The following is a 26,441-nucleotide window of genomic DNA, read 5'->3' on the forward strand; positions in this document are numbered from 1 at the left end:
CGGTTCGGTAGTGAAAATTCCACAGGGGGTGATCGGTTTCGACTGGGGATGTCGAGACAGGGGAAGCGAGCCGAGGAACGCGGCAATGATCTCGTTAACCATCTGCCGCAAAAAAACAATCGCCAACTCTAAGCGCGATTCCTTCGCCCTCGCCGCCTGAGCGAGCCTCGAAGGTGTCAGACCGGGTGCGTTCCCGACCCGGATCCTGGCATAATCCAGGGAACTTCACCGTATGGCCCGGTCACGGGGTCATGCGGGACATCAAACAGTGACTGAGCCCGTCGGCAACTTGTCCGCGTGATTGCCGGGGCTGAGAAAAGCACAGCGGACTGCGCTCGGAGAAGCCCTGTTGAGGCACCACAGGACGCGGGTTCGATTCCCGCCACCTCCACACCCCTGATGGGACGAAGGCCCGTCGCGCGAACCACCTGGTTCGGGCGGCGGGCCTTCGACGTTCCCCGGCCGCGTTCCGAGGCGGCCTTCCCGGGCCGCGTTCCCCGGCCGCGTTCCCGGCTGCCCGTCGCCCGGCGTTCACGCACCGGACAGGTGTTCGGCTGCTGGCGATCACCTTGGCGCACCACGCTCACGGGTCGTCACTGTCGTGCGACGACCTGGGAGGGTCCATGTCCGCAACTCGGGGGAACGCGTGGGCGTCCGGTCCGAACCGCCGCCGGGTGATCGGGTTCGGCGGGGCGGGCGCGGCGGCCGTCCTGCTGGGCACCGGCGCGCTCCACGACGACCGGGCGCTGGCCGCGCCGATGCGCCTGGACAACCCGTTCACCCTCGGTGTCGCCTCCGGCGACCCGCTGCCGGACGGCGTGGTGCTGTGGACCCGGCTCGCCCCCGACCCCTACCGCGCGGACGGCACCGGCGGCATGCCGGACCGCCCCGTCCGGGTGGAGTGGGAGGTCGCCGCCGACGAGCGGTTCCACCGGGTGGTGCGGCGCGGCGCGGTGACCGCGACCCCGGAGCTCGGGCACTCCGTGCACGTGGAGGTCTCCGGACTGCGCCCGGCCACCGAGTACCACTACCGCTTCCGCGCCCGCGGCGAGATCAGCCCGGTCGGCCGCACCCGGACGGCCCCGGCGGTCTGGGCCGACCCGCGCTCGCTCACCTTCGCGTTCGCCTCCTGCCAGGCCTGGGAGGACGGCCACTACACGGCGTACGCGCACATGGCCCGGGAGGACCTCGACTTCGTCGTCCACCTCGGCGACTACATCTACGAGTACGCCTGCACCGGAGCCAAGCGCGGCACCCCGGTCGGGGAGCAGTTCGGCACCGAGACGATGACCCTGGACCGCTACCGCCTGCAGTACGCGCTCTACAAGTCGGACGAGAACCTCCAGGCCGCGCACGCCGCCTTCCCGTGGATCCACACCATGGACGACCACGAGGTGGAGAACAACTGGGCCGCCGGGCTCTCCCAGGCCGACAGCGAGCCCGACCAGGACCCGGCGGTCTTCCTCCAGCGCCGGGCCGCCGCCTTCCAGGCCATGTACGAGAACCTGCCGCTGCGCCGGGCGCAGATGCCGGACGGGCCGGACATGCGGCTGCACCGGCGGCTGTCCTACGGCGGGCTGGCCGACATCACCATGATCGACACCCGCCAGTACCGGGACGACCAGCCGTGCGGCGACGGCTCCGACGTCGGCTGCGTGGACCGGCTGGACCCGGACCGCACCCTGCTCGGCGCGGAGCAGCGCGAGTGGCTGCTGCAGGGCTTCTCCCGGTCCCGGGCGCGCTGGCAGGTCCTCGGCAACCAGGCGCCGATGGGCGAGACCGACCAGGACGCCGGCCCGGACAAGCGGCTGTTCATGGATCCGTGGGACGGCTACGTCGCCGAGCGCGACCGGGTGCTGGCCGGGGCCGTGGACCGGGGGGTGCGCAACCTGGTGGTGATCACCGGTGATCGGCACCAGAACTACGCCTGGGACCTCAAGCGGGACTTCGAGGACCCGGACTCCCCGACGGTGGCGAGCGAGTTCGTCGGCACGTCGATCTCCAGCGGCGGGGACGGCGCCGACATGACGGCTGAGGGCGAGCGCTTCCTGGCGGCCAACCCGCACATGAAGTTCTTCAACGCGCAGCGCGGCTATGTGCGCTGCACGGTGACGGAGCGGGAGTGGCGCAGCGACTACCGGGTGGTGCCGTACGTGCTGACCCCGGGCGCGCCGATCTCGACCCGGGCGAGCTACGTGGTGCAGGACGGCGTGCCGGGGGTCCAGGAGGGCTGACCCGGTGGTGTCCGGACGGCGCCCGGGGGCGGCGCCGTCCGGGGGCCGCTCGGACGGGGCCGTCCGCCCGGGCGGGGGGGCGCGGGGCTGGGGCGGCGGGGCGTGGGCGTGGGGCCATCAGGGGGAGGCTCCGCCACGCGTCGCCGCCCCCAGGCGTCGCCGCCGCACGGCACCGCCCCCACGCGTCGCCGCCCGCACCCAGGATCAGGCCCGTTCGCTGTCCAGCATGTCCATCTGGTCGGCGGCGTAGCGTTCGCCGGCCGCCGCACCGGCCGGGACGGCGCGTTCGATGTCCGCCAGCTCCTCCGGGGTGAGGGTGAGGTCGGCAGCGGCGAGGGACTCGGCGAGCCGGTCCCGGCGGCGGGCGCCGACCAGCGGCACGACGTCCTCGCCGCGGTGGAGCACCCAGGCGGCGGCGACCTGGGCGACGGTGGCGCCCCTGGCCTCGGCGACCGCGCGGAGCGCCTGGACCAGGGCGAGGTTGCGCTGGAGGTTCTCGCCGGCGAAGCGGGGGCTGTGGCCGCGGAAGTCGTCGGCGCCCAGGGCCCGGTCGGCCGTCCAGTGGCCGCTGAGCAGGCCGCGGGAGAGCACCCCGTAGGCGGTGACGGCGATGCCGAGCTCGCGGGCGGTCGGCAGGATTTCGGCCTCGATGCCGCGGGAGAGCAGAGAGTACTCGATCTGGAGGTCGGTGATCGGGTGCACGGCCGCGGCCCGGCGCAGCGTCTCGGCGCCCACCTCGGACAGCCCGATGTGGCGGACGTACCCTGCCTGGACCATCTCGGCGATGGCCCCGACGGTCTCCTCGATGGGCACGGCCGGGTCCAGCCGCGCCGGGCGGTAGACGTCGACGTGGTCGGTGCCGAGCCGGCGCAGGCTGTAGGCGAGGAAGTTCTTCACGGCGGCGGGACGGCCGTCGGGGCCCATCCAGCCGCCCGCCGGGTCCCGCATGGCGCCGAACTTGACGCTGATCACCGCCTGCTCGCGCCGCCGGCCGCGCAGGGCGTCGCGGAGCAGCAGTTCGTTGTGGCCCATGCCGTAGAAGTCGCCGGTGTCCAGCAGGGTGATGCCGGCGTCGAGGGCGGCGTGGATCGTGGCGATCGACTCGCCCTCGTCGGCCGGGCCGTAGAGGTCGGACATGCCCATCAGGCCGAGGCCGATGGCCGAGACCCGGGGGCCGCTGGAGCCGAGGCGGCGGGTGGGCATGCCGGGGGTGGGGGTGGCGTTCATGGCGTTCTCCAGGGGTGGGTGCCGTGACGCCTCCACCATAACATCGCCGATACAGTTATTGATATAGCGATGCTCTCCCCGTCGATCCCGCCGGGTCAGCCGGGCAGTCCGATGAGCCGTCCCAGGCAGGTGGCGGTGTGCTCGAACAGCGCCTCGCGTTCCGTCACCACGTTGTTGAACTGCCCGAACAGCTCGAAGCTGACGGCGCCGAACAGGCCGGTCCAGGCCGCCAGCGCCCGGGCGACCACGTCGTCCGGCACGTCCGGCATGACGGCCGCGCGGATCCGGGCGGCGTCCGCGCCGAACTCGGCCGGGGAGGGCGGCAGGTGCTCCGGGCGGCGCACCGCGCCCGCCCGGCAGGCGTCGGCGAGGATGCGCCCGAAGGTGGCGGCGCTGCGCGACGCGGGATCGTTGGTGTCCTGCGGCGCCCGGTATCCCGGCACCGGGGAGCCGTAGAGCAGCGCGTACTGGTGGGGGTGGGCCAGCGCCCACTGCCGCACCGCCCGGCACAGCGCCAGCCACCGCCCGAAGTGGTCGGCGCGGGCGACGGCGGCGTCCGCCCGCTCCGCGGCCTCGCCGATGGCGTCGTAGCCCTCGATGATCAGGGCGGTGAGCAGTTCGTCGCGGCTCGGGAAGTAGCGGTAGATCGCGGAGGAGACCATTCCCATCTCCCGGCTGATGGCCCGGAGGGAGAGCCCCGTCGCCCCCTCGGTGGCCAGTTGCTCCCGGGCGATCCGGAGGATCTCGCTGATCAGTTCGGCCCGCACGCGTTCCCGTGCGGTGCGGCCGGCGTTGGCGCTCATGGGGCCACTCTACCGAAGCGCCGCTCCCGTGCGAGAGCACCGCTCTTGACATGGTGCGGCGTTGCAGAGAGCATTGCTCTCGAAAGAGAGCGGCGGACACGCCAACCGGCGCCCGGCCCTCCCCGCGACCGCGCCACCTGAGGAGAACGCGAGATGACCGAGTTCCTGGACGTCCCCGGCGGACGGATCGCCTACGACGTGACCGGCGACGGCCCGCTGGTGGTCTGCCTGCCCGGCATGGGCGACGTGCGCGGCGCCTACCGCTTCCTCGCCCCCCGACTGGTCGCGGCGGGCTACCGGGTGGCCACTGCCGACCTGCGCGGACACGGCGAGTCCAGCGCCCACTGGGACTCCTACGGCCACTCCGACCTCGGCGCGGACCTGCTGGCCCTGATCCGGCACCTCGGCGGGCCGGCCGTGGTCGTCGCGCACTCCTTCTCGCCCGGCGCGGCCGTCTTCGCCGCCGCCGAGGCCCCCGAGGAGGTCCTCAGCACCGTGCTGATCGGCCCCTTCGCCACCCAGCCCGAACTGAACCCGCTGCTGGAGCTGGCCGTGCGCCTGGTGGTGCGCAGCGCCACCCTCTGGGGCGCCTTCTACACCTCCCTCTACCCGGGAACGCGGCCCGACGACTTCGCCGCCTACCGGGCCGCCCTGAAGGCCACCCTGCGCGAGAGCGGCCGGATGGCCGCCGTCGCCGCCATGTCCCAGCCCGCCGCCCGCGACGCCGACGGGCACCGCGCCCGCGCCACCCAGCCGTCACTGATCGTGATGGGCACCCGGGACGGCGACTTCCCGGACCCCCGCGCCGCCGCCGACGCGATGGCGGCGGCGCTGGCCGGCCCCGCCGAGGTCGCCATGATCGAGGGCGCCGGCCACTACCCGCACGCCCAGTTCCCCGCCGAGACCGCCGCCGTGGTCCTGCCGTTCCTCCGCGCCACCCACGCACCGGCGGGGCGCCCGGCCGACGCCCCGGCACCGTCACAGGCGCCCGCTACGGTGACGGCGTGACGACGTGACGGCGTGACGGCGTGACGACGCCGGCGACCCGGCGGGCGCGCCGTGCCCTGTCGCCCCACGGTGGCGCTTGGTAACGTTCCGCCGCACTGATCGCCGGCCGTACCGCCCGGTCGGCCCAACCACCGGCACCGGAGGCCGTCCGTGACTCAGCCGACCCTGACCACCCGGGCCCTGAACCGTGCGCTGCTCGCCCGGCAGAGCCTGCTAGAACGGGCCGCCGGGACCTCCGCCGTGGAACTGGTCGGGTCCATCGGAGCGCTGCAGGCGCAGTACTGGCCGGCACCGCCCGTCGCGCTGTGGAGCCGGCTGGCCGACTTCGACGCCGCCGAACTGTACGCGGCGCTCGCCGAGCGGCGGCTGGTCACCGGCACCCTGCTCCGGGCCACCCTGCACCTGGTCACCGCCCGCGACCACCCGGCCTACGCGGTGGCCACCGACGCCTCCGGGGCCACGGCCTGGCGGCGCACCGGCGACCGGGCACCGCTGCCGGAGCTGGAGCGGCTGCGCGCGCAACTGCCCGCCTTCGCCGCCGCCGGCGTCGGCCCCCGCACCGCCGAGGAGATCACCGCCTTCGTCGAGGCCCACGTGGCGCGCCTGCCGGCCGAGGCGGCGCCCGAGGAGGAGGTGGCCTGGCAGCGCGAGCACGGCTGGCGCCCCTTCCGCGGCACGGTGACCCTGGTGCGCGCCCCCGAGGACGGAGAATGGGGGCCGGGCAAGCCCGAGGCGTACCTGCCGGGCCCCGGCCTCACCGACCCGCCGGACCCCGAGGAGGCGCTGCGCGAGGTGATCCGCCGCCACCTGCGCGCCTTCGGCCCCGCCGCGCCGGACGACGTGGCGCAGTGGATCGGCTGGCGGACCACCCCGGTGAAGGCCGCGCTCGCCGACCTCGCCGACGAACTCGTGTGCTTCCGGGAGGAGGGCGGCGGCAGCCGCCCGCTCTACGACCTCCCCGACGCCCCCCGCCCGCCCGAGGACACCCCCGCCCCGGTGCGGCTGCTGCCCTGGTTCGACAGCCTGCTGCTCGCCTACGCCCCCGCCCGCCGCGGCCGCGTGCTGCCCGAGGCGCACCGCGCCGCCGTCTACGCCAAGGCCAACCTCCAGGTGCGACCGACCTTCCTGGTGGACGGCATGGTCGCCGGCACGTGGTCGCTGGAGCGCCGCGGCCGGCGCGCCGCACTCACCCTCCGCCCCCTGGAACCCCTCACCCCCGCCACCCGCCGAGCCCTGCTCGACGAGGCCGAACGCCTGGTCCACTTCTGCCGCCCCGACGCCACCGCCCACGACGTCACCCTCGACGAGTAGCCCGATCGCGCTCGCGCGGGCGTCCGTGTCGGGCCGGGGTCGTCTTCTGGGGCGCCTCGGGGAACCCTATGAGCAGAACTGACATCCTGTCAGATGGAGCACCCTCCGGAAGTTCGCCGGATGTGGACTCCCGGGAACCGATCGGACCGCCCGAAGTGTCCTCGCGGCCACGGCGCGTATGTCGGCGGCAGGGCCGACACCCCCGTGACCGGCGCGGCCGCGGCGGCACGGGACGCGTCCGGCTTCGTCGAGTAGGAGGTGGGACGGTGAACCAACGCGCGAGCGGTTGTGTGTTCGGACTGGCGTACGGAGACGCGCTCGGCGGGCCCGTCGAGTTCGCCCAGTTCGGGCGGATAGTCGAGCGGTACGGCGTGGGAGGGCCGAGGGAACTGGAAGGGGACCCGGCACGGGTCACCGACGACACCCAGATGGCGCTCGCCGTGGCGGACGCGCTGCTGGCCGCCGGCGGGCAGCCGGACGGCTGGCGGCCGGCGCCGGTGGTGGAGGCGCTGCGGAACACCTTCGCCGCCTGGTGGGCCAGCCCGGAGAACACCCGGGCCCCCGGCATGACCTGCCTGCACGCCTGCGAAGGGCTGGCCGGCGGGAAGACCTGGCGGGAGGCCACCGGGCGCGGCTCCAAGGGCTGCGGCGCCAACATGCGGGTGGCCCCCGTCGGCCTGGTCCCCGGGCTGGACGACGACCTGCGCGCCGCGCTCGCCCAGATGCAGGCCGCGATGACCCACGGCCACCCGACCGCGCTGGCCGCCAGCGAACTCACCGCGTTCGCGGTGCACTGGCTGCGCGGCGGCATGCCCCCGACCGCGCTGATGGGAGCGCTCCAAGAGCGTTGCCGGGAGCAGCGCGAGGTGTGGCGGGAGGAGTGGTTGGCGGACCTGTGGATGGGGCCGGGAGTGCGGACGGCCGAGGAGTACATCGCCCGGGGGTGGGACGAGTGCGCCGACGCCCTGGAGACGGTGGCGGACGCCCTGCGCCGGGGGCCGGACCGGGAGGCGGATCCGTGCCTGGCCACGGGCGACGGATGGGTCGCCGAGGAGGCGCTGGCGACGGGGTTGTACTGCTTCCTGATGTTTCCGGAGGAGCCGGTCTCCGCGGTGGCCCGGGCGGCGGGATCCTCCGGGGATTCCGACTCCATCGCCTGTCTGACCGGGGCGTTCGCCGGCGCCGCGTACGGGATGGAGGCGTGGCCGGCGGAGTGGGCGGAGCGCATCGAGTACGCGGAGGAGCTGAGGAGGATCGGGCGCGCCTGGGACTGAGCTTGCGTTGACTGAGGTGTGAGCGGCCGGTGGCCCGTCGCGGAAGCGGCGGGCCACCGGTGCGTCAGGCAGCTTTGGCGTGGGCGGAGCGGCGGCGCGGCGGGGTGTCGCGCCACAGGATGCGGGCCGTGATGTCGGGGTGGGTGAAGAAGCGGATCGCGGACTCGGGGGAGCGCAGGCGGTAGTGCTGGGCGCTGTCGCAGCTGATGACGTAGGCCCGGTCGCCGAACGCCATGCCCCACGCCGCGACCCGGGCGTCTTCCTCTTCGCGGAACACCTGCACCACGGCGAACATACGCGGGCTGGACTCGTTGACCAGGTCGATCACCTCCTGCTCGAAGGGGATCAGGAAGGGGTCGGGCATGAGTGGTGGGTGGGTCTCCTCCGGGGCAGCCGCCATGATGCCTCCTACGCAGAGTGGTGGTCTGGGTGTCACCTGTCACTGCTACAGTAGCCGCAGGTTTACTCTTCTGTTCGCAAGTTGCGTTTTTTCCCTCGTTCGGGTTGGGAGGCCGGGCATGGCGGAGGATCTGGGGAGCCGTGTGTCCGTGGTGCGACAGTGGCAGTTGGCGGCAACGCTGAAGCGACTGCGGGAGGAAGCCGGGCTGACGCAGGACCAGGCCGTGGAGCGTCTCGCCGGCGGAGCGGGGCGGTGGTCGTCGACCAAGCTGTCGCGCGCCGAGAACCGACTGGTACTGCTGAAGCCACGAGACGTCGAGCATCTGTTGGACGTGTACGGGGTGGTCGATCCCGCGACCCGTGAGGCTGTCGTCCAACTGGCTGTGGATGCCAGGCAAAAAGGTTGGTGGACGAAGTTCGGTGATGATTTTCCGGAGGATTCTCGCCCTTTCATCAGTATGGAAGGCGGTCTTGTCGCCATGCGGGATTATCAGAACATGCTCGTCAATGGGCTCCTCCAGACCGCCGATTACGCGCGCGCTGTGATGAACACTGTCCATCCGGGCGAGTGGCTCCCCGTTGAAGTGGAGCGTCGAGTGGCGGCGCGGATGGTTCGCCAACACATGTTTGCTCGCGACTGTCCGCCCAACCTTCACTTCATCATTGACGAGAACGTGCTGGACAGGTGTGTCGGAGACCGGAGTGTCATGCGCGGGCAACTTCGCAAGTTGCTGGACGTCTCCGAAAGTCCCAATGTGACGATCCAGGTGCTGCCGCGCAGCGTAGGTGGTGGGCCTGGCTTGGAAGGGCCATTCTCGATCCTGACCTTGCCTGACCCGGTGCCAGACGTTGGTTACGTCGAGGGGCATGCCGGTAGTCTGTATATCGAGGATCGGGAGCACGTGCGCGCCCTCACGCTTCGGTTCGGCATACTGACGGAACTGGCGCTCTCTCGCGCGGACTCCCGAAACGCGCTTGCCGAAGCGATGAAAGGACACGAGAAGTGAGTGTGCGGAACGCCGCCGGTGTTGAGTGGCGGAAGAGCAGCTATTCCGGTGGAGGGATCAACGGCGGCGGTGACTGCGTCGAGGTGGCCAACTTTCCCGACGGGCGTATCGGTGTTCGGGACAGCAAGGACCCGGCTGGTGGCGCCCTTCTCTTCTCGCCCTCCGAGATGTCCTCCTGGCTGGCCGGCGTCAAGGCGGGGCGCTTCGATCGCTGAGCACGCCGCCACACAGCAACACGACGGCCCGCTGCCCAGGGGCATCCCCGGGCAGCGGGCCGTTCCTTTTCCCCTGGCCTCAGCCGAAGGCCCTCCGCACCCGCAGCGCCCGCCGCAGGTCGTCCAACTGGTCGACCAGCTTCCTGCGCAGCGCCGGGATGGGGTCGTCCTCGGCCAGGCAGCGCTCGCCCTCGCGCAGGATCGCCTCGTCCACCACGTGCGTCGGGAAGCCGTGCCGGCCCAGCGCCTCCGCCACCGGCGCCCCGCGCCGCGCCGACACCCGGGCCGCCGCCGGGAAGAACAGCGGCACGAACTCCTTGAGCAACTCCACCTGCTCCGGCTGCCAGAAGCCCTGGGCCGTCGCCGTCAGCAGATAGTTCGACAGCTCCCCATCCTCACCACCCCCCTCGAACATCGCCGCCCAGGCCGCCCGCTTCGCCTCCAGTTCCGGCAGCGCCGCACGGCAGCGCGCCGCGCCCTCCCGGCCGGTGGCGCTCGGGTCGCGCTCCAGCTCCGCCGCGATCTCCCGCTCACCCACCGCGCCCAGCACGGCGAGCCGCAGCAGCGCACGCCAGCGCAGCTCCGGATCCAGCGCCGGCCCCTCCGGCAACCGGCCCTCGGCGAGCCACCCGCGGACCTCGGCAACCTCCTCCGCCGTGGAGACGCTGTCGAGCAGGCCGCGCACGGCCGCCAGCCGCAGCCCCGCCGCCGAACCCCCACCACCCTCCGTACGGGACAGCACCTCGCGGCAGACCCCGGCCAGCCGCCGCAGCGCGTCCCCTCGCGCCGCCGGATCCAGGTAGCGGTCGGTGACGTCGCCACGGGCGAAGGCCAGCACGCCGCCGACCACCGCCGTGTCCCGCTCGCCGTCCAGGTGCGTCTCGGCCAGCTCCAGGTAGTCCGCCGCCGGCAGCTCCCCGTCGCGCACCATGTCCCGCACCGTGTTCCACAGCACCGCCCGGCCGAGCGGATCCGGGACGTCGCCCAGCTTGAACAGGACGGCGGCCAGGCAGTCCTCGTCGTAGCGGACCTTGGCGTAGCTCAGGTCACCGTCGTTGAGCAGCAGCAGAGCGGGCGCGTGGGTGTCGAGACCGGGAGGCAGCAGCACCTCCACCCGCTCGGCGTGCGCCTCGATGTCCACCTCGACGCGGGCCAGCGGCACCAGCCCGTCCGGCCCTTCCCCGGCCCGGTCGTAGACCCCGACGGCCACCCGGTGCGGGCGCGTCCCGGTGTGCTCCACGAAGATCCGCCGGCCTCCCGCCCCCGCCTCAGCCCTGGATGCGCCCCCGGTTCCGGGCCCGCTCCCGCCTCCGGCCCCGGCCCCGGACGCCACCGGCTCGGTGACCAGCCGCAGCGCGTCCACGCCGGAGGTGCGCAGCCAGCGCTCCGCCCAGCCGTGCACGTCCCGCTCCGGGCCCGACGCCCGGTCGAGGGAGTCCAGCAGGTCGGCGAGGGTGGCGTTGCCGAAGCGGTGCCGGGCGAAGTGGTCGTTGATGCCCGCCAGGAACGCCTTCTCGCCGAGCCAGGCCACCAGCTGGCGCAGCGCGGCGGCGCCCTTGTCGTAGGAGATGCCGTCGAAGATGAGCAGCGCGGTGTCGGTGTCCGGCACGTCCCCCGGCTCCGGCGCCACCGGGTGGGTGCTGGGCCGCTGGTCGGCGTCGTAGCCGCGCGGCGTGAAGGCGAACTCCGTCCAGCTCCCGGTGAACCGGGTCACCTCGGAGAGCACCTGGTATCCCATGTACTCGGCGAACGACTCGTTCAGCCACATGTCGTCCCACCAGCGCATGGTGACCAGGTTGCCGAACCACATGTGCGCCATCTCGTGGGCGATCACCATGCCGCGGGTCTGCCGCTCGGTCTCGGTGACCGCCGAGCGGAAGACGAAGTCCTCGCGGAAGGTGACGCAGCCCGGGTTCTCCATCGCGCCGAAGTTCAGCTCGGGGACGAACGCCTGGTCGTAGGAGTCGAACGGGTACGGCTCGTCGAAGATCTGGTGGTAGCGGTCGAAGCAGGCACGGGTGATGTCGAGGATCTCCTCGGCGTCCTTGTCCAGGTGCTCGGCGAGGGAACGGCGGCAGTGCAGCGCGAACGGGATGCCCCGGTGCTCCGTCCGCACCGAGTGGTACGGCCCGGCCGCGACCGCGAAGAGGTAGCTGGAGATGGGCGGGGTGGGCGCGAACTCCCAGCGGCCCGGACCGCCCCCCGGCCCCTGCGCGCGCCCGCCGACCGCGTTGCCGATGACCGTCCAGCCCTCCGGGGCCGTCGCGGCGAGCCGGAACGGCGCCTTCAGGTCCGGCTGGTCGAACGCGGCGAACACCTGCTGGGCGTGGGCGAGTCCGCACTGGCTGGCGAGGTAGACCTCGCCGTCCACCGGGTCGGTGAAGCGGTGCAGGCCGTCGCCGGTGCGCGAGTAGCGCATGTCGGCCTCGACCCGCAGCTCGTTGACCGCCCGCAGGTCGGTGAGCGGTAGCCGGTTGTCCACCAGGCTGGCGGGATCCAGCACCCGTCCGTTCAGGACGGCGCCGCGCAGGACGGCCGGCTGGAGTTCGATGAAGGTGGCGGCGCCCGGTTGTCCGACGGTGAACCGGACGACGGTCGTCGAGCCGAAGACCTCCGGGCCCCTGGTCAGGTCGAGGTCGATGGCGTAGTCGAGGACGGCGACGAGGCGGGCGCGTTCCTCCGCCTCGGCACGGGTGAGTGCTGGCATGCCCGTCATGCTGCCGCACCCGGCGGCCGGGCGGGCGGGTTGGGGGGAAGCGGAACCACGCCGGGCCGCTCCCATCCGCCTTCCGCCCCACCTTCGCGCCGCAGCCCGCCCCCTCCACGCGCCGCCGTTCCGGCGAATCTCGGGATCACTGGTGAAACACGACAGTCGATGTCGGGTATCCACGCAACGATCTACGGCATGACGACGACACCACCCACCTCACTCCCCCTCCACGGCAAGGTCGCCCTGGTGACCGGCGCCACCCGTGGGGCCGGGCGCGGCACCGCCGTGGAACTCGGCGCGGCCGGCGCCACCGTCTACGTCACCGGCCGCACCACCCGGGAACGCCGCTCCGAGTACGGCCGCCCGGAGACCATCGAGGAGACCGCCGAACTGGTCACCGCGGCCGGCGGCCGGGGGATCGCCGTCCCCACCGACCACCTGGACCCCGCGCAGGTCCGCGCGCTCGTGGAGCGCATCGACGCCGAACACGGCCGGCTGGACGTGCTGGTCAACGACATCTTCGGCGGCGACCCGCTCGCCGAGTGGGACGTGCCGGTCTGGGAGCACGACCTGGACAAGGGGCTGCGGATGCTCCGGCTCGGCGTGGAGACGCACGCCATCACCAGCCACCACGCCCTGCCGCTGCTGGTCCGCAACCCCGGCGGTCTCGTCGTGGAGATGACCGACGGCACGGCGGAGTACAACGCCACCCACTACCGGGTCAGCTTCTACTACGACCTGGTGAAGGCGGCCGTGCTGCGCATGGCCTTCTCGCTCGGGCACGAACTGAAGCCGCGTGGCGCCACCGCCGTGGCGCTGACCCCCGGCTGGCTGCGCTCCGAGATGATGCTGGACATCTACGGCGTCACCGAGGAGAACTGGCGGGACGCCACGGCCAAGGAGCCGCACTTCTGCATCTCGGAGAGCCCCGCGTACGTCGGCCGTGCCGTCGCCGCGCTGGCCGCCGACCCGGAGGTGGCCCGCTGGAACGGGCAGTCGCTCTCCAGCGGCCAACTCGCCCAGGTCTACGGTTTCACCGACACCGACGGCAGCCGGCCGGACGCCTGGCGGTACGTCGTGGAGGTGCAGGACGCGGGCAGGCCGGCGGACGCCACCGGCTACCGCTGAGCGCCCAGGGATCCGTCGGTCGCCGATCGCCGGTCGCCGATCGCCAGTCGCCCGGCGCGTCAGCCGTACAGGCGGCGCAGCCGGGCGGCCGCTTCGGCCATCCGCGCGCGCAGACCCGGTGGGGCGAGCACCTCCACCTCGGGGCCGAGCCGGAGCATCTCGTGGTAGGCGACCTCCATGGACTCGGTGGGCAGTTCGATCGTGATCCAGCCCTGGTCGTCCGGCGGGCCGGCCGCGTCGGCCGCCGTCACCGCCTCGGTGGCGGCGGCCGGCTCCAGCACCGCCGGCAGCGCGCGCAGCCCTTCCGGGCTCAGCCGGACGGTGATCCGTTCCCGCAGCAGCGAGCGGGCGAACTCCACCGAGCGGGCCGCCCAGAACTCCGCCAGGTCGAACCCCTCCTCGCGGGTGAATCGTTCCGGCAGCAGCTCCGCGTCGACCAGGCGGTCCACCCGGTACACCCGCCACTTCGGCGTGGTGGGGTGAGCCCCCTGCTGCCTGCCGATCGCGCCGACGCGGTGTTCGGGCACGTCGCCTTCGGCGGCGGGCTTCCGTGTCGGCGGGGCCGGTACGCGTCCCGCCAGAACCGGGACGCGTACCGCCAGGTACCACACGCCTGCTTTCAACACCAGGCCGTACGGCTCGACCGTCCGCTCCAGCTGGCCGCCGCGGCCCTGGTGGCGGACGCGCAGCAGCCGGTCCTCCCAGACGGCCCGGGAAACCGGCCCGAGCAGCGGCGGGGGCTCGGCCTTGGCGAACCACCGGGGCGCGTCGAGATGGAACCGGCGGGAGGCCGAGACCGGCGCGTCCCGCAGCCCCGGCGCCAGCGCGGCCGACACCTTCAGCCGGGCGGCCAGCGCAGGCTCGGCGAGGCCCATCTCGCGGAGCGGGCCGGGGATGCCGGAGAGGAAGAGCGCTTCGGCCTCGGCGCGGTCCAGGCCGGTGAGCTGGGTGCGGTACCCGTCCACCAGCCGGTAGCCGCCGTCCCGGCCGCGCTCCGCGTAGACCGGCACGCCCGCCTCCGCGAGGGCGGCGATGTCCCGCTGCACCGTCCGCTCGGAGACCTCCAACTCCTCGGCGAGCTCTCGGCCCGTCATCGTGCGCCGGGACTGGAGGAGGAGCAGCAGGGAGATCACCCGCGAGGCGCGCATACCCGGATTGTCCCCCGGAGGGGTGGGGGTGGGGCGTTGGGGTGTGGTGGCGTGGGGGCAAGGGGGTTTCTTCGGCCTGTGGATATCCGCGCGCCCCCCTGGTCTCCAAGGGGTAGCGGGGGGTGGGGGGTGGGCAAGGGGGAATCCTTGGCCTGTGGATAACTGCGGACCCCCCTGGTCTACAGGGGTAGGGGAGGAGGGCCGGCTGTCGCAAGGGGGATTGGCCCGGCTGTGGAGAACTCCCGGTTGATGGCGCGTCCGTGCGGGGCAGCTACTTCGGTCCCGTCGGCTCTCCGGTCCCGTCGGTTGGGTGCCGCCTCTTTGGGCCGTGCTCTTCGGGCCCGTTCTTCGGGTCGCGCCGGCTCTTCGGGTCGCGCCGGCTCTTCCGCCGCGCACCGCCTCCTCCGGCCCCGGCTCTCCTGGCGTCTACTCCGGCCGGGTCGCCCGTTCCAGCTCCAGGAGGATGTGCCGGTATCCGCGTCCGGTCGCCTGCTCCATGCCGATCTCGCAGGTCCGGTTGGCCGACAGGTGCGCGTCGAAGTCCCGGCCGCGCACCTCGGCGGCCTCGGCGGCCGTGGCGCTCGCGGTCAGCTCCTCGTGCAGCATCCCGCGGTCCCCGGCGAAGCCGCAGCAGCCGGCGTCCAACGGCACCACGACCTCCTCCGCCAGCGCCTGCGCCACCCCGCGCAACTGTTCGACGTCGTCCAGGTGCCGCATCGAGCAGGTGGGATGGAGCACGGCCGTCGCCGCCGGCCGGGGCACCGTCAGGCGCGGCAGCAGCTCGCGCTCCGCCCACACCACGGAGTCCCACACGGTCAGCGCCCGGTGCCGCTCGACGTTCTCCGGTGCCAGGTGGGGCACGACCTCGCGCGCGATGCCGAGTGCGCAGGAGCTGGCGTCCACCACCAGCGGCAGCCGCCCGCCGTCGGTCCACCGCCACGCCGCCTCGACGATCCGGTCGGCCATCACCGCGTTGCCGGCCCGGTAGCCCTTGGAGTGCCAGATGGTGGCGCAGCAGGTCCCGGCCGCGTCGTCGGGGATCCACACCGGCCGGCCGGCCCGTTCGGCGAGGGACACGACGGCCTCCGGCAGGCTGGGGCCGGACCAGTCGTTCGGGTCGCCGAAGATCCGGTTGACGCAGGACGGGTAGTACACGGCGGTGGCCCGTTCGCGGTCGGTGGCCGGGACGCGGCGGCCGGCCGGGCCGGGCAGCGCGGGCAGCCACTGGGGCGTCAGTTCCGTCGGGAGCACCCGGCGGGCGAGGCCGGTGACTGCCGCCAGCGGGGCGTCCCCGGTGACCCGACGGACCAGGTCGGCGGCGGCGAGGGCGGCGTGGGCCCCGGATTCGGCGAGGGCGAAACGGCGGGCGACCCGTTCGGCGGCCCGCTCCTCGGCCGGGGAGTGCCGGGCGTGCCGGAAGTCCTTCATCATCGCGCCGGTGTCGATGCCGACGGGGCAGGCGAGCTCGCAGGTGGAGTCACCGGCGCAGGTGTCGACGGCCTGGTAGCCGTAGGCGTCGGACAGCGCCCGCGCGAGGGGGGAGCCGTCCGGCTGGCGCATCATCTCCCGGCGCAGCACGATGCGCTGGCGCGGTGTGGTGGTGAGGTCGCGGCTGGGGCAGACGGGTTCGCAGAAGCCGCACTCGATGCACGGGTCGGCAACCGCCTCCACCGTCGGGATGGTCTTCAGGCCCTTCAAGTGCGCATCGGGGTCGCGGTCGAGCAGGACGCCCGGGGCCAGCACGCCGTGCGGGTCGAACAGCTCCTTGATCCGCCACATCAGCGCCGTGGCCCTCGGGCCCCACTCCAGTTCCAGGAAGGGCGCCATGTTGCGGCCGGTGCCGTGTTCGGCCTTGAGCGAGCCGTCGAAGCGTTCGACGACCATGCGGCACAGCGCGTCCATGAAGTCGGCGTACCGGCGCACGTCGGCGGGGTCGGCGGCGTCGAAGGTGATCATGAAGTGCAGGTTGCCGTCGGCGGCGTGGCCGGCGACGGCGACGGTGAAGCCGTGTCGGCGCTGGAGCTCCAGGACGGCCTCGCAGGCTTCGGCGAGCCGGTGCGGCGGCACGCAGAAGTCCTCGGTGAGCAGTGTGGTGCCGGAGGGGCGGCTGCCGCCCACCGAGGCGACGAAACCCTTGCGGACCTTCCAGTAGAAGGCGGCGCGGGCGGCGTCCCGGCTGAACTCGGCCGGTGGGGCGCCGGGCGGGGAGATGGTCTCCAGTCCGCGCAGCACCTCGGTGGCGAGCCGTTCGCTCCGCGCCAGCGTCTCCTGGTCGCCGGCGCGGAACTCCACCAGCAGGGCGGCGGATTCCGGCGGCAGCCGGGCCCATTCCGGTGGGACGCCCCTGACGTTCACCGAGGAGGCGAGGGTGGCGGCGTCCATCAGCTCCACGGCGAAGGCCCCGGCGTCGGCGAAGCGCGGCACGGCGGCCCCGGCGGCGGCGAGCGAGGGGAAGAAGAGCAGGGCGGTGGAGTGCAGCCGCTGGAACGGCAGGGTGTCGAAGACGATCTCGGCGAGGAAGCCGAGGGTGCCCTCCGAGCCGACCATCAGCCCGCGCAGGATGCCGGCGGGGGTGTCGGCGTCCAGGAAGGCGTCCAGGCGGTAGCCGTTGGTGTTCTTGATGGCGTACTTGGCGCGGATGCGGCGGACCAGTTCCTCGTCCGCCTCGATCTCCCGTTTGATCGCCAGCAGGCCCTCGGTCAGGGCGGGCTCGGTGCGGGCCAGGTGCTCGTCGGCGTCCGGGGCGCCGGTGTCGACGACGGTGCCGGAGGGCAGCACGACGGTGAGGGAGCGCACCGTGCGGTAGGAGTTGCGGCGGGTGCCGGCGTTCATGCCGCTGGAGTTGTTGGCGACGACGCCGCCGATGGTGCAGGCGGCGGAGCTGGCCGGGTCGGGGCCGAGGACGTGACCGTGCGCGGCCAGCGCGGCGTTGGCCCGGGCGACGACCGTGCCGGGGCGGACGCGGGCACGCCTGCCGCCGTCCAGCACCTCGACGCCGGCCCAGTGCCGGCGGACGTCCACCAGGATGTCGTCGCCCTGGGCCTGCCCGTTGAGGCTGGTGCCGGCGGCACGGAAGACGACGCGGCGGCCGTGCGCACGGGCGTAGGCCAGGATCGCGGAGACGTCCTCGACGGTGGTCGGGGTCAGCACCACCTGCGGGAGCAGCCGGTACGGGGAGGCGTCGGAGGCGTAGCGCACCAGGTCGGAGGCGGTGTGCAGGACCTTGTCCGGGCCGAGCAGGGCGACCAGGTCGCGGCGCAGCGCCTGGGGGGTGCCGGTGGCCAGCGCGTCGGGCGCGGCGTCCGGCGCGGGGTTCTTCGCCGTGTTCGGTGCCGCGTCGGGTGAGGGTTCCGAGGGGTCCCGCAGCGTCATCGTCGACTCTCCCTCCGCCGGCCCGCCGAGGCCGCGCGTCGCTTCCGAACATAACGGACGGGACGGCGCGGGAGGAGGAGAAGGCGGCGATCGTGCTGCGGAGCGGGGCGGCCGGTGCTGGTGCTGGGGCTGGCGGTGCTGGTGCTGGTGCTGGCGTTGCTGGTGCTGGGGCGTGGCCCGTGGCTCAGGGGGTGGTGAAGCGGTAGCCGGCGGCGAGCGACTCGGGCAGGTAGGCCCGGAGCGCGTCCACGCTCTGCGAGCGGTCACCGCCGCCGTCGTGGCACAGGATGATCGCGCCGGGTTCGGTGCCGCGCAGCATGGTGTCGGTGATCTCCGCGCTGCCGGGGCGCTGCCAGTCCAGGGTGTCCACGGACCAGCCCAGGGGTTTCATGCCCAGTTCGGCGCAGACGCCGAGGGAGACCTCGTCCCAGGAGCCGTAGGGCGCGCGGCACCACTGCGGCACGCCCCAGCCGGTGATCCGGTCGATCACCTCGTTGGTGCGCTCGAGTTCCTCCCGGATCTCCCGTTCGCTGAGCCGGGGCAGTTCCTGGTGTGACCAGGTGTGGTTGGCCAGGTCGTGGCCGTCGGCGGCGATCGCCTGGAGCAGGCCGGGGTTGCAGGCGGCGTTGGTGCCGACGACGCAGAAGGTGGCGCGCACGCCGTACCGGCGCAGGGTCTGCAGGACGGCGGGGGTGTAGCGCGCGTCCGGCCCGTCGTCGAAGGTCAGGGCGGCGACACGGGTCTGGCCGGTGATCGCCACGGCGGGCATGGTGAAGATCGGTTCGTGCGGCGGGATCGGGGTGGACGAGCCGCGCGGGGAGCGGTTCACGATGGTCGCGCGCCCGACGAGTGCGACGGCCTCCGCCTCGTCCAGGTCCGCCTGGCAGGCGGTGGTCAGGGTGGGGGGCAGGGGTTCGGGCTCGGGCCGGATCGGTCCGGGCAGCATGATCTCGCTCAGCGGAACGCCCCAGGGCCGCAGCACCTCGTGCGCCGCGAGGATGCCCAGACAGCCGAGCCCGCCGAGCACCAGCCTGCGGCGGCCGACGTGATCATGGTTTCGCATGATTGTGTGATTTCACGAGGAATCCGACCGACACGCACCCGAACCCCGATCCGCCCGTTCGGCTGAGGGACAACGTGCGGAGGACCGCGGACACGCCTGACAGCGGCCGATGTCACGCAACGGATCAGGCCGATTACCAGTTGTGGGCCGACTGGGTTGATCATGTGGCGAGGATCTGAGTGCGTGGCGAGGTGATAGTGGTTGTGCCCGAGGACGACAGGGGCGAGGCGGTATGGCGGGCGTATCTGGATGAATCCGAGCCCGACCGCCGAGTGTCTCCGGGCGTCTACCTGATGGCGGCGGCGGTCCCCGACCCGGAGGCGGTCGAGCCGGTCCGCGAGACCCTTCGGCTGCTTCGCAGACCGGAGCAGCGGAAGCTGCACTGGCACGCCGAGTCGGCGAAGCGCCGCCGGGAGATCGTCGAGGCGATCGTCGCGCTCCCCGCCCTGCACGTGGTCGTCGTGCTGAACGGCCAGCCCGGGGAGTCCTCGGAGCGGCGGCGGCGCAAGTGCCTGCGCAGGATGGCCTGGGAACTTGACCAGCGTGACGTGGTCGAGCTCGTCGCAGAGGCACGAGAGCGCAAGCAGAACGGCCGCGACCTGGAGGTGTTCCAGGCGCTGCGAGCGGAGCGGAGCATCCGCGCCGGGTTACGGCTCTTCCACGAGCCCGGGCCGTCCGAGCCCCTGCTGTGGATCGCGGACGCGATCGCCGGCGCCTACACGGCCTGGTGCGCCGGTGACCCGGTGTACTACGAGACGGTGGCGCCTGTGGTGGATCTGGTCGAGTGCGACGCCTGAGCCCGAACACAGCGCGAGCCTGGGACCCCGTCGTCCGGCGGGAACTTCCCAGGCTCACTTCCGTCCGCTCCGCAGAGCGGTGGCTTGATCACAGTATGGGTCGCGGTAGGGCGTGAGGCAAGACGACGGAGATTTCCCCGGGAAAGCGTCAGCCCATCGGCCGGCCTACGCCTCCCCCTCCTCGCCCTCCCCCTCCTCCCGGAGCAGGGCCGGAACACCGGTGGCGTCCGGGGAGTCCTCGGGGACGGAGAGAACGACGAGCTGCTGGGTGGCGCGGGTCAGGGCGACGTAGAGGACGCGCAGGCCGGCCGCCGACTCGGCCGCGATCACGGCCGGGGCGAGCACGGCCGTCGCGTCGTACTCCAGGCCCTTGGCCTCCAGGCTGCCCAGGGCCACCACCCGGTCGCCCAGGTCGGCCAGCCAGGCCGCCGCCCGCTCCCGCCAGGCCATCGGCACCACGACGCCGACCGTGCCCTCCACCTCGGCCAGCAGCCGGCGGGCCTGCTCGCGCACCGCCTCGGCCAGCGGCTCGCCGCCGTCGTCGCCGGCCCACGCCGGCACGGCGGCGAAGCGCGGGCGCACCCCGGTGGAGCGCACGGCGCGGGGGGCCGGGGTGCCGGGGGCGGCGCGACGCAGCACCGTCTCGGCGAGTTCGGCGATCTCGGCCGGGTTGCGGTAGTTGGTGGTCAGGGTGAACGTCTGGCGGGAGCGGGAGCCGAGGGCGGTGTCCATCGCCCGCCGGGCCTCGGCCGGGTCCTCCCAGGAGGACTGGGCCGGGTCGCCGACGACCGTCCAGGTCGCCGCGGCGCCGCGCCGGCCGAGCATGCGCCACTGCATGGGCGTGATGTCCTGCGCCTCGTCGACGATCAGGTGGGCGTACTCGGTGCGCTCCTCCTCCGGCTCCGGGCGGCGCCGGCGGGGCGCCGTGCGGTCGGCGTAGGTGGTGACCTCGTCCAGGCCCTGGTACTGGTCCAGCGGGTCGATCTCGCGCGGCCGGGACTCCGCCGGCACCTCGCCGAGGAGCGCCCGCAGCTCGTCCATCAGGGCGATGTCGTGCGTGGTGAGGGCGCCGGTGCCGTCCGCGGCGAGCCGCCCGGCGAGGGAGTCGGCGACCAGGTCGGACTGCTCCGGCGTCAGGATCCGGCGGGACCAGCGGCCCAGCCGGCGCCGGTCGGCCATCGCGGCCAGCACGCGGCGCGGGGTGAGCGCCGGCCACCACGCCTCCAGGAAGGAGACGAAGGCTCCCTCGGTGCGCAGGTCCTCGTCGAAGGCCGCGCGCAACTCCTCGACCTGGCCGGAGCCGGCGGCGGCGCGCAGCGCGGCGAGGTCGCGGGCGGAGGGGGCGGCCTGCTGCCACAGCGCGTCCAGCAGGGCGCGGCGGGCGCGCGGGCGCAGCATGTTGACCGGGGTGCTGGTGCCGTCCAGCACCCTGCGGCGGATGGCGGTCAGCTGCCGGGCGTCCAGGCGTAGCCGCTGGCCGAAGGCGGTGAGGCTGAGCGTGTCGGGGACGCGGCCGCCGGGCGGCGGCAGTTCGAGGGTGCCGCGGGCGGCCCGCCGCAGCACGTTGACCATGGCGGTGGAGCCCTTGATCCGGGCCACCGCCGGGGTGTCGTAGGCGGTGGCCTCGGCTCCCGGCACGAGCTGTCCGAGGGCGCGGACGGCGACCTGCCCCTCCTCGCCGAGGCTGGGCAGCACGCCCTCGGTGTAGGCGACCAGCAGCGGGGTGGGGCTGACCACCAGGATGCCGCCGGCGTAGCGGCGGCGGTCCTGGTAGAGCAGGTAGGCGGCGCGGTGCAGGGCGACGGCGGTCTTGCCGGTGCCCGGCCCTCCGGTGACGAGGGTGACGCCGCGCGCCGAGGCCCGGATCACCACGTCCTGCTCGGCCTGGATGGAGGCGACGATGTCCCGCATCGCGTGGCCGCGGGCCCGGCCGAGCGCGGCCATCAGGGCGCCGTCGCCGACGACCGGCAGGCCACCGGGGATCCGACCGGCCAGTTCCGGGCGGAGCAGGTCGTCCTCCACGCCGATGACCCGGCGGCCGCGGCTGCGGATCACCCGCCGGCGGACGACCCGGCCCGGCTCCAGCGGGGTGGCGCGGTAGAAGGGGGCCGCGGCGGGGGCCCGCCAGTCCACGACGAGGGAGGTGAAGTCGGTGTCCAGCACGCCGAGCCGGCCGATGCGCAGGGTCTCGGCGATGGCCGGGGTGTCCGGGGCGTCCTCGGCGACCAGGTCGATCCGGCCGAACAGGAAGTCCTCGAACTCGCTGTTGAGCCGGTGCAGGTGGAGGCCGGCCTGGAAGACCTGCGCGTCCCGTTCGGCGAGCGCGCCGGGCGTGCCGACCTGGGCGCCCCGGCCGACGTCGGCGAGCAGCCGCTCGGCCTCCACCAGCTTGACCTCCAGCCGGCGGTAGACGTGGTCCAGGTAGCGCTGCTCGGTCTCCGTCTCGCGTTCCCGGACGGACCGCTGCTCGGTTCGCCGCTCGGGGGAACCGCCCACGCCGCTCGCCCCGTCCGAGTCCACGGACCCGCCCTGCGCCGTCGCCACCTGATCGCTCCTTGCCTGCTCCTCCGCCGGACGCGCCCGTGTCGGTCGTCGCCGGTGGAATGGTCCGGATGCCCGGATGTTCCTGCCGTCCCTGTCCGGAACCGGCCTGGCGTGCATCGGATTCCCGGGGGCCGGCGTTACGGGAGTTGCGGTGTGACGTGGTAACTTCATTGCATACAACCTGTATGCAACGGAGGGTGGCAGGTGGTTTCGGGGCGGGACAAGGCGTACGCCTTCCTGAAGGAGACGGTGCTGCCCGATCCGGCGGCGCAGGGCCACTTCCTCAGCGAGCAGGAGGTGGCGGACCGGGTCGGGGTGTCCCGTACGCCCGTGCGGGAGGCGTTCCTGCTGCTCGCCGCCGAGGACCTGATCCAGCTGGTGCCCAAGCGCGGCGCCTACATCGCCCCGCTCTCCGGCCGCGAGATCAGCGAGCTGATGGAGCTGCGCGGGGTCGTGGAGAGCTACGCCGCCGAGCGGCTGATCCGGCTGGGCCGCGTCCCGCACGCCGAACTGGAGGAACTGCTGGAGCGGCAGCGCACGCTGGTGGACGCCGACCAGGCGAAGGAGTTCATCACCTGCGACCACCGCTTCCACGCGGTGATGGTCGCCTCGGTCGGCAACGAACTGCTCACCAAGCACTACGAGGGCCTGCGCAGCCGCCAGATCCGCGCCGGCATCGTCGCGCTGCACCGCTCGGCCGGGCGCCACGACGACGTGCTGCGGGAACACCGGGCGATCATGGACGCGCTGGCGGCGGGCGACGTCGACGCCGCCCGCACCGCCATCGCCGACCACCTCGACGCGACCCTGCGCGTGCTGCTCGGAAACTGACGCCCCGAGGGCCGGCGGCGGGCCGGCGCCGCGGAGGCGGCGGCCCGCCGGAAGCCCGGAGGCGTCAGAGCCTGCGGTTGGCCAGGACGGGGATGGCCCGCCGGGTCGCCGCCACCTCGGCCAGGTCGACGTCGGCCACCAGCAGCCCCGGCTCCGCCCCCAGCGCGCCCCGCACGCTCCCGTCGGGACCGACCACCGCGCTGTGCCCGATGCCGGTCGGCGCGTCCGGCGCCGCCGCCACCCCCGCCGCCGCGGGATCGCCCTGGCCCACCGCGAGCAGCCAGGACGTGGAGTCCAGCGCGCGGGCCCGGACCAGCAGCTCCCACTGCTCCCGCTTGCCCGGCCCCGCCCCCCAGGACGCCGCCAGCACGCTCACCTGCGCCCCGGCGTCGGCGTGCGCCCGGAACAGCTCCGGGAAACGGACGTCGTAGCAGGTGGCCAGCCCCACCCGGACGCCGTCGACGTCCACCGTCACCACCCGCGAGCCGGGGGCCACCGAGTCGGACTCGGTGTAGCCGAAGGCGTCGTAGAGGTGGATCTTGTCGTAGGCGGCCTCCACACCGGGACCGGTGGCCAGCAGGGTGTTCGCCACCCGGCCGTCCCCGGCCGGCGTGAACATCCCGGCGACCACCACCACGCCGGCCGCCCGGGCGATCTCCCGCACCCCGCTGGCCCACGCCCCGTCCAACGGCTCCGCCACCGTGGCGAGCGGGCTGCCGAAGCTGGCCATCGTCGCCTCCGGGAAGACCACCAGGCGCGCGCCGCGCCCGGCGGCCCGCTCCACCTGCTCCCCGACCAGGGCGAGGTTGGCCCGGGGATCGGGCGTGGTGACGATCTGGCTGAGTGCGACACGCATGGTCGTGCTCTCCCGTTCGGACGGCTCGGAGGTTCGGAAGCTCCGGGGTTCGGAAGCTCGGGGGTTCGGAGGGTGCTCTGGGCGGGTGAGGGGCGGGGCGGGGGCGGGGCGTGGTCGGGTGGAGCGGTCAGGGGGCGGTGCGCGTCCCGTCCGGGCGCGCGCCGTCCTCGACGACCAGCGCGTCCTCATCATGGGCCGCGTCCCGGCCGACCAGCAGGCCGGTGACGGTGAGCACCGCGGTCACCGCGATGTACCCGGCGAGCGCGTACCAGCCGCCGAACCGGGCCAGCAGGGCGGTGAACAGCAGCGGCGCGAGCGCCCCACCCACCACGCCGGCCAGGGTGTAGGCGAGGGAGGAGCCGGTGTAGCGCAGTCGCGGGGTGAACTGCTCGGCCACGAACGCCGCCTGCGGCCCGTACATCACGGAGTGGATCACCAGACCGACCACCACGCCCAGCACCAGCGGGAGCTGGCCGCCGCCGTCGATCATCGGGAAGAAGACGAAGGGCCACACGCCGGCGCAGACCGCCCCGCCCAGGTAGAGGGCGCGCCGGTTGACCCGGTCGGACAGGGCCCCGGCCAGCGGGATCAGGAAGACCTGGAGCGAGGAGCCCACGAGCACCGCGACCAGCGCCTGCCCGCGCTCCATGCCCAGCTCCTGCGTCGCGTAGGTCAGCACGAAGACGGTGAACATGGCGTAGAGCACGTCCGGGGCGATCCGGCTGAGGATCGCGGCGGTCAGCGCGCGCCGCTGCGTCGCGAAGACCTCGCGGATCGGCCGCTCCGGCCGCACGTCCTCCGCCTCCATCGCCTTGAACACCGGAGTCTCCTCCAGCTCGGCCCGGATCCACAGGCCGAAGATCACCAGGACGGCGGAGAGCAGGAAGGCCACCCGCCAGCCCCAGGAGAGGAACTGCTCCTCGCTGAGGACCGCGCCCAGCAGCGCCAGCACGCCGTTGGCCATCAGGTTGCCCAGCGGCGGCCCGACCTGGGCGGCGGACGCCCACAGGCCACGGCTGCGCGAGTCGGCGAACTCGCTGGACAGCAACACCGCGCCGCCCCACTCGCCGCCCACGCCGACGCCCTGCGCGAACCGCAGCAGCACCAGCAGCGCCGGGGCCGCCACGCCGATCGTGGAGTAGGTGGGGAGCAGGCCGATCAGCAGGGTCGCGACGCCGATCAGCAGCAGGGTGGCCGCCAGCACCCGCTTGCGGCCGATCACGTCGCCGAGCCGGCCGAAGACGAAGCCGCCGAGCGGCCGGGCGAGGTAGCCGACGGCGTAGGTGGAGAAGGCCAGCAGGGTGCCGGTCAGCGGATCCCCGGAGGGGAAGAAGAGGTCACCGAAGACCAGCGCGGACGCGGCCGAGTAGATCGCGAAGTCGTACCACTCCAGGGACGTTCCGGCGAGGCTTGCGACGAACGCGCGGTGCAGCGGCCTGCGCCCGGCGGGGGCGTCTGGATGGTCGGTCGTGGCTGCCATGGCTACCTCGCAGGTGCGGATCGATGTCGTGCTCGGTAGCGCATACTTCCGGTATACAGTTCGTATGCGCAATCCGTTGTCGCGGGTTTTTACCCAGCCGCAACACCTGCCGCGCCCAATCGCCCCTCCCCGACACCCCAGGAGGACGCATGACCGCGCTCACCTTCGAACTCCCCGACGGCGACACCGTGCGGGTCGACGTCCGCCAGGCCCTCAACGCCGGTTACGCCGGCCGCAGCCAGGAGGAGGTCCAGGCCCACATCGCGGAACTCGCCCTGCTGGGCGTGCCCGGGCCCACCACCACCCCCACGCTCTACCCGGTCTCGCCCTACCTGGCCCGGCAGACGGACCGGGTGGACGTCCAGCACGACCGCACCTCGGGGGAGGCGGAGTGGGCGCTGGTCGTGGCGGGGCCCGGTGAGCGGGACGTGCTGCTGACGGCCGCCTGCGACCACACCGACCGCGCCCTCGAGGTGCACGGGGTCGCCTGGAGCAAGAACGCCGGCCCCGACGTGCTGGCCCGCCGCGCCTGGCGGCTCGTCGACGTCGCCGCCCGCCTGGACGCCATCACGCTGCGCGCCTGGGTGACCGCCGGTGGCGAGGAGCGGCTGATCCAGGACGGCACGCTGGCCGATCTACTGCCGCCGGCGTACTGGCTCGACGTGCTCCGCGAGCGCGGACTGCTGCAGGTGGGGACCGTGCTGATCTCCGGGACGATCCCGATGGACGGCGGGGTCGACCAGTTCGCCGAGCGCTGGCGGGTGGAGATGGCCGATCCCGGCACCGGCGACCGCATCGAGCTGGCCTACGACGTCGTCCCGCTCCCCGAGGCCATCTGCTGACAGGCGCTGGAACGCGAACAGCCCTCCACCAGGGAGGGCTGTGCGTGAAAGTTGGTGGTGACGCCGACCCGCCAATGCTCGCCTCTCGGCAAGTGGTCGCTCGTAGCGACTAATGGTTGGGCCCGGGGGCTTGGATCGGGCCGGCGCCACATCCAGGCTAACGCATGACGCCCGGATATCCTTCCGAATCCC

The 26,441-nt window shown here is 73.5% G+C and carries 20 protein-coding genes and 1 other RNA gene; 11 read left to right on the forward strand and 10 right to left on the reverse strand.

Annotated elements, in window-relative coordinates; translation table 11 throughout:
• Window positions 1–24: 24 nt before the first annotated feature.
• Together ssrA and FHU37_RS15890 are read left to right on the forward strand one after the other, a co-directional pair.
• Window positions 25–394: a transfer-messenger RNA gene (ssrA, locus tag FHU37_RS15885) on the forward strand.
• 229 nt (window positions 395–623) lie between these two features.
• A complete protein-coding gene (locus tag FHU37_RS15890; protein ID WP_179814833.1) occupies window positions 624–2,234 on the forward strand; it encodes an alkaline phosphatase D family protein in 1,611 nt (536 codons plus the stop codon).
• 204 nt (window positions 2,235–2,438) lie between these two features.
• Here the strand turns inward: FHU37_RS15890 and FHU37_RS15895 are convergent, their stop codons facing one another.
• On the reverse strand, window positions 2,439–3,437 hold the full coding sequence (locus FHU37_RS15895; protein WP_179816302.1) for an aldo/keto reductase: 999 nt from the start codon (window positions 3,435–3,437) through the stop codon (window positions 2,439–2,441).
• Window positions 3,438–3,556: 119 nt separating this feature from the next.
• Entirely contained in the window at window positions 3,557–4,264 is a 708-nt protein-coding gene (locus FHU37_RS15900; RefSeq protein WP_179814834.1) for a TetR/AcrR family transcriptional regulator, read from the reverse strand.
• Between the two features lie 153 nt (window positions 4,265–4,417).
• Between FHU37_RS15900 and FHU37_RS15905 the strand changes: the two genes are divergently transcribed.
• From FHU37_RS15905 to FHU37_RS15915, 3 genes are all read left to right on the forward strand, one after another.
• Window positions 4,418–5,272 carry an alpha/beta fold hydrolase gene (locus tag FHU37_RS15905; protein WP_179814835.1) on the forward strand — a complete coding sequence of 285 codons (855 nt, stop codon included), beginning with the start codon at window positions 4,418–4,420 and terminating at the stop codon, window positions 5,270–5,272.
• A 150-nt stretch (window positions 5,273–5,422) separates the two neighbouring features.
• Window positions 5,423–6,583, forward strand: a complete 1,161-nt coding sequence (locus tag FHU37_RS15910) for a winged helix DNA-binding domain-containing protein (protein ID WP_179814836.1) — start codon at window positions 5,423–5,425, stop codon at window positions 6,581–6,583.
• 266 nt (window positions 6,584–6,849) lie between these two features.
• Window positions 6,850–7,857: an ADP-ribosylglycohydrolase family protein gene (locus FHU37_RS15915; protein ID WP_312892629.1), complete on the forward strand. Its 1,008-nt coding sequence runs from the start codon at window positions 6,850–6,852 to the stop codon at window positions 7,855–7,857.
• A gap of 64 nt (window positions 7,858–7,921) precedes the next feature.
• Here the strand turns inward: FHU37_RS15915 and FHU37_RS15920 are convergent, their stop codons facing one another.
• The gene (locus tag FHU37_RS15920; RefSeq protein ID WP_218904053.1) at window positions 7,922–8,257 is read right to left on the reverse strand and encodes a hypothetical protein; all 336 of its coding nucleotides are present in this window, start codon (window positions 8,255–8,257) and stop codon (window positions 7,922–7,924) included.
• 118 nt (window positions 8,258–8,375) lie between these two features.
• On the opposite strand from FHU37_RS15920, the gene FHU37_RS15925 reads away from it, so the two are divergent.
• A complete protein-coding gene (locus FHU37_RS15925) occupies window positions 8,376–9,263 on the forward strand; it encodes a helix-turn-helix domain-containing protein (protein WP_179814839.1) in 888 nt (295 codons plus the stop codon).
• On the forward strand, window positions 9,260–9,478 hold the full coding sequence (locus FHU37_RS15930; protein ID WP_376773952.1) for a DUF397 domain-containing protein: 219 nt from the start codon (window positions 9,260–9,262) through the stop codon (window positions 9,476–9,478). The genes FHU37_RS15925 and FHU37_RS15930 overlap by 4 nt, the downstream gene beginning before the upstream one ends.
• 79 nt (window positions 9,479–9,557) lie before the next feature.
• On the opposite strand, the gene pepN is transcribed toward FHU37_RS15930, so the two are convergent.
• Window positions 9,558–12,194, reverse strand: a complete 2,637-nt coding sequence (pepN, locus tag FHU37_RS15935; protein WP_179814841.1) for an aminopeptidase N — start codon at window positions 12,192–12,194, stop codon at window positions 9,558–9,560.
• A gap of 189 nt (window positions 12,195–12,383) precedes the next feature.
• Between pepN and FHU37_RS15940 the strand changes: the two genes are divergently transcribed.
• Window positions 12,384–13,316: an SDR family oxidoreductase gene (locus FHU37_RS15940; protein WP_179814842.1), complete on the forward strand. Its 933-nt coding sequence runs from the start codon at window positions 12,384–12,386 to the stop codon at window positions 13,314–13,316.
• A 59-nt stretch (window positions 13,317–13,375) separates the two neighbouring features.
• Here the strand turns inward: FHU37_RS15940 and FHU37_RS15945 are convergent, their stop codons facing one another.
• The 3 genes from FHU37_RS15945 to FHU37_RS15955 all read right to left on the reverse strand — a co-directional run bounded on the left by FHU37_RS15945 (window position 13,376) and on the right by FHU37_RS15955 (window position 18,899).
• Complete coding sequence (locus FHU37_RS15945) at window positions 13,376–14,464, reverse strand: helix-turn-helix transcriptional regulator (RefSeq protein WP_179814844.1); 1,089 nt, start codon at window positions 14,462–14,464, stop codon at window positions 13,376–13,378.
• Window positions 14,465–14,890: 426 nt separating this feature from the next.
• Window positions 14,891–17,836: an FAD-binding and (Fe-S)-binding domain-containing protein gene (locus FHU37_RS15950; protein ID WP_179814846.1), complete on the reverse strand. Its 2,946-nt coding sequence runs from the start codon at window positions 17,834–17,836 to the stop codon at window positions 14,891–14,893.
• A gap of 184 nt (window positions 17,837–18,020) precedes the next feature.
• The gene (locus tag FHU37_RS15955) at window positions 18,021–18,899 is read right to left on the reverse strand and encodes a polysaccharide deacetylase family protein (RefSeq protein WP_179814848.1); all 879 of its coding nucleotides are present in this window, start codon (window positions 18,897–18,899) and stop codon (window positions 18,021–18,023) included.
• A 203-nt stretch (window positions 18,900–19,102) separates the two neighbouring features.
• Here FHU37_RS15955 and FHU37_RS15960 point away from each other — a divergent pair, with 203 nt between their 5' ends.
• On the forward strand, window positions 19,103–19,696 hold the full coding sequence (locus FHU37_RS15960; RefSeq protein ID WP_179814850.1) for a hypothetical protein: 594 nt from the start codon (window positions 19,103–19,105) through the stop codon (window positions 19,694–19,696).
• A gap of 165 nt (window positions 19,697–19,861) precedes the next feature.
• Here the strand turns inward: FHU37_RS15960 and FHU37_RS15965 are convergent, their stop codons facing one another.
• Entirely contained in the window at window positions 19,862–22,192 is a 2,331-nt protein-coding gene (locus FHU37_RS15965) for a HelD family protein (RefSeq protein ID WP_312892773.1), read from the reverse strand.
• Between the two features lie 252 nt (window positions 22,193–22,444).
• On the opposite strand from FHU37_RS15965, the gene FHU37_RS15970 reads away from it, so the two are divergent.
• Entirely contained in the window at window positions 22,445–23,071 is a 627-nt protein-coding gene (locus tag FHU37_RS15970; protein WP_179814853.1) for a GntR family transcriptional regulator, read from the forward strand.
• A 64-nt stretch (window positions 23,072–23,135) separates the two neighbouring features.
• On the opposite strand, the gene FHU37_RS15975 is transcribed toward FHU37_RS15970, so the two are convergent.
• Window positions 23,136–23,927, reverse strand: coding sequence for a carbon-nitrogen hydrolase family protein (locus tag FHU37_RS15975; RefSeq protein ID WP_179814854.1), 792 nt, complete (start codon window positions 23,925–23,927; stop codon window positions 23,136–23,138).
• A 127-nt stretch (window positions 23,928–24,054) separates the two neighbouring features.
• Window positions 24,055–25,407, reverse strand: a complete 1,353-nt coding sequence (locus tag FHU37_RS15980) for an MFS transporter (protein WP_179814855.1) — start codon at window positions 25,405–25,407, stop codon at window positions 24,055–24,057.
• Between the two features lie 149 nt (window positions 25,408–25,556).
• Here FHU37_RS15980 and FHU37_RS15985 point away from each other — a divergent pair, with 149 nt between their 5' ends.
• Window positions 25,557–26,249: a DUF2848 domain-containing protein gene (locus tag FHU37_RS15985; RefSeq protein ID WP_179814856.1), complete on the forward strand. Its 693-nt coding sequence runs from the start codon at window positions 25,557–25,559 to the stop codon at window positions 26,247–26,249.
• The last annotated feature ends 192 nt before the right edge of the window (window positions 26,250–26,441 follow it).

The sequence above is a fragment of the Allostreptomyces psammosilenae genome (assembly GCF_013407765.1).
GTDB classification, from domain to species: Bacteria; Actinomycetota; Actinomycetes; order Streptomycetales; family Streptomycetaceae; genus Allostreptomyces; species Allostreptomyces psammosilenae.

Bases quoted from the DNA above. Each gene is read 5' to 3' on its own strand.
- FHU37_RS15955 (WP_179814848.1), bottom strand. From the start codon at position 18,899: ATGCGAAACCATGATCACGTCGGCCGCCGCAGGCTGGTGCTCGGCGGG.
- FHU37_RS15925 (WP_179814839.1), top strand. From the start codon at position 8,376: ATGGCGGAGGATCTGGGGAGCCGTGTGTCCGTGGTGCGACAGTGGCAG.
- FHU37_RS15985 (WP_179814856.1), top strand. From the start codon at position 25,557: ATGACCGCGCTCACCTTCGAACTCCCCGACGGCGACACCGTGCGGGTC.
- FHU37_RS15980 (WP_179814855.1), bottom strand. From the start codon at position 25,407: ATGGCAGCCACGACCGACCATCCAGACGCCCCCGCCGGGCGCAGGCCG.
- FHU37_RS15900 (WP_179814834.1), bottom strand. From the start codon at position 4,264: ATGAGCGCCAACGCCGGCCGCACCGCACGGGAACGCGTGCGGGCCGAA.
- FHU37_RS15905 (WP_179814835.1), top strand. From the start codon at position 4,418: ATGACCGAGTTCCTGGACGTCCCCGGCGGACGGATCGCCTACGACGTG.
- FHU37_RS15950 (WP_179814846.1), bottom strand. From the start codon at position 17,836: ATGACGCTGCGGGACCCCTCGGAACCCTCACCCGACGCGGCACCGAAC.
- FHU37_RS15920 (WP_218904053.1), bottom strand. From the start codon at position 8,257: ATGGCGGCTGCCCCGGAGGAGACCCACCCACCACTCATGCCCGACCCC.
- FHU37_RS15895 (WP_179816302.1), bottom strand. From the start codon at position 3,437: ATGCCCACCCGCCGCCTCGGCTCCAGCGGCCCCCGGGTCTCGGCCATC.
- FHU37_RS15945 (WP_179814844.1), bottom strand. From the start codon at position 14,464: ATGCGCGCCTCGCGGGTGATCTCCCTGCTGCTCCTCCTCCAGTCCCGG.
- FHU37_RS15975 (WP_179814854.1), bottom strand. From the start codon at position 23,927: ATGCGTGTCGCACTCAGCCAGATCGTCACCACGCCCGATCCCCGGGCC.
- FHU37_RS15940 (WP_179814842.1), top strand. From the start codon at position 12,384: ATGACGACGACACCACCCACCTCACTCCCCCTCCACGGCAAGGTCGCC.
- FHU37_RS15890 (WP_179814833.1), top strand. From the start codon at position 624: ATGTCCGCAACTCGGGGGAACGCGTGGGCGTCCGGTCCGAACCGCCGC.
- pepN (WP_179814841.1), bottom strand. From the start codon at position 12,194: ATGACGGGCATGCCAGCACTCACCCGTGCCGAGGCGGAGGAACGCGCC.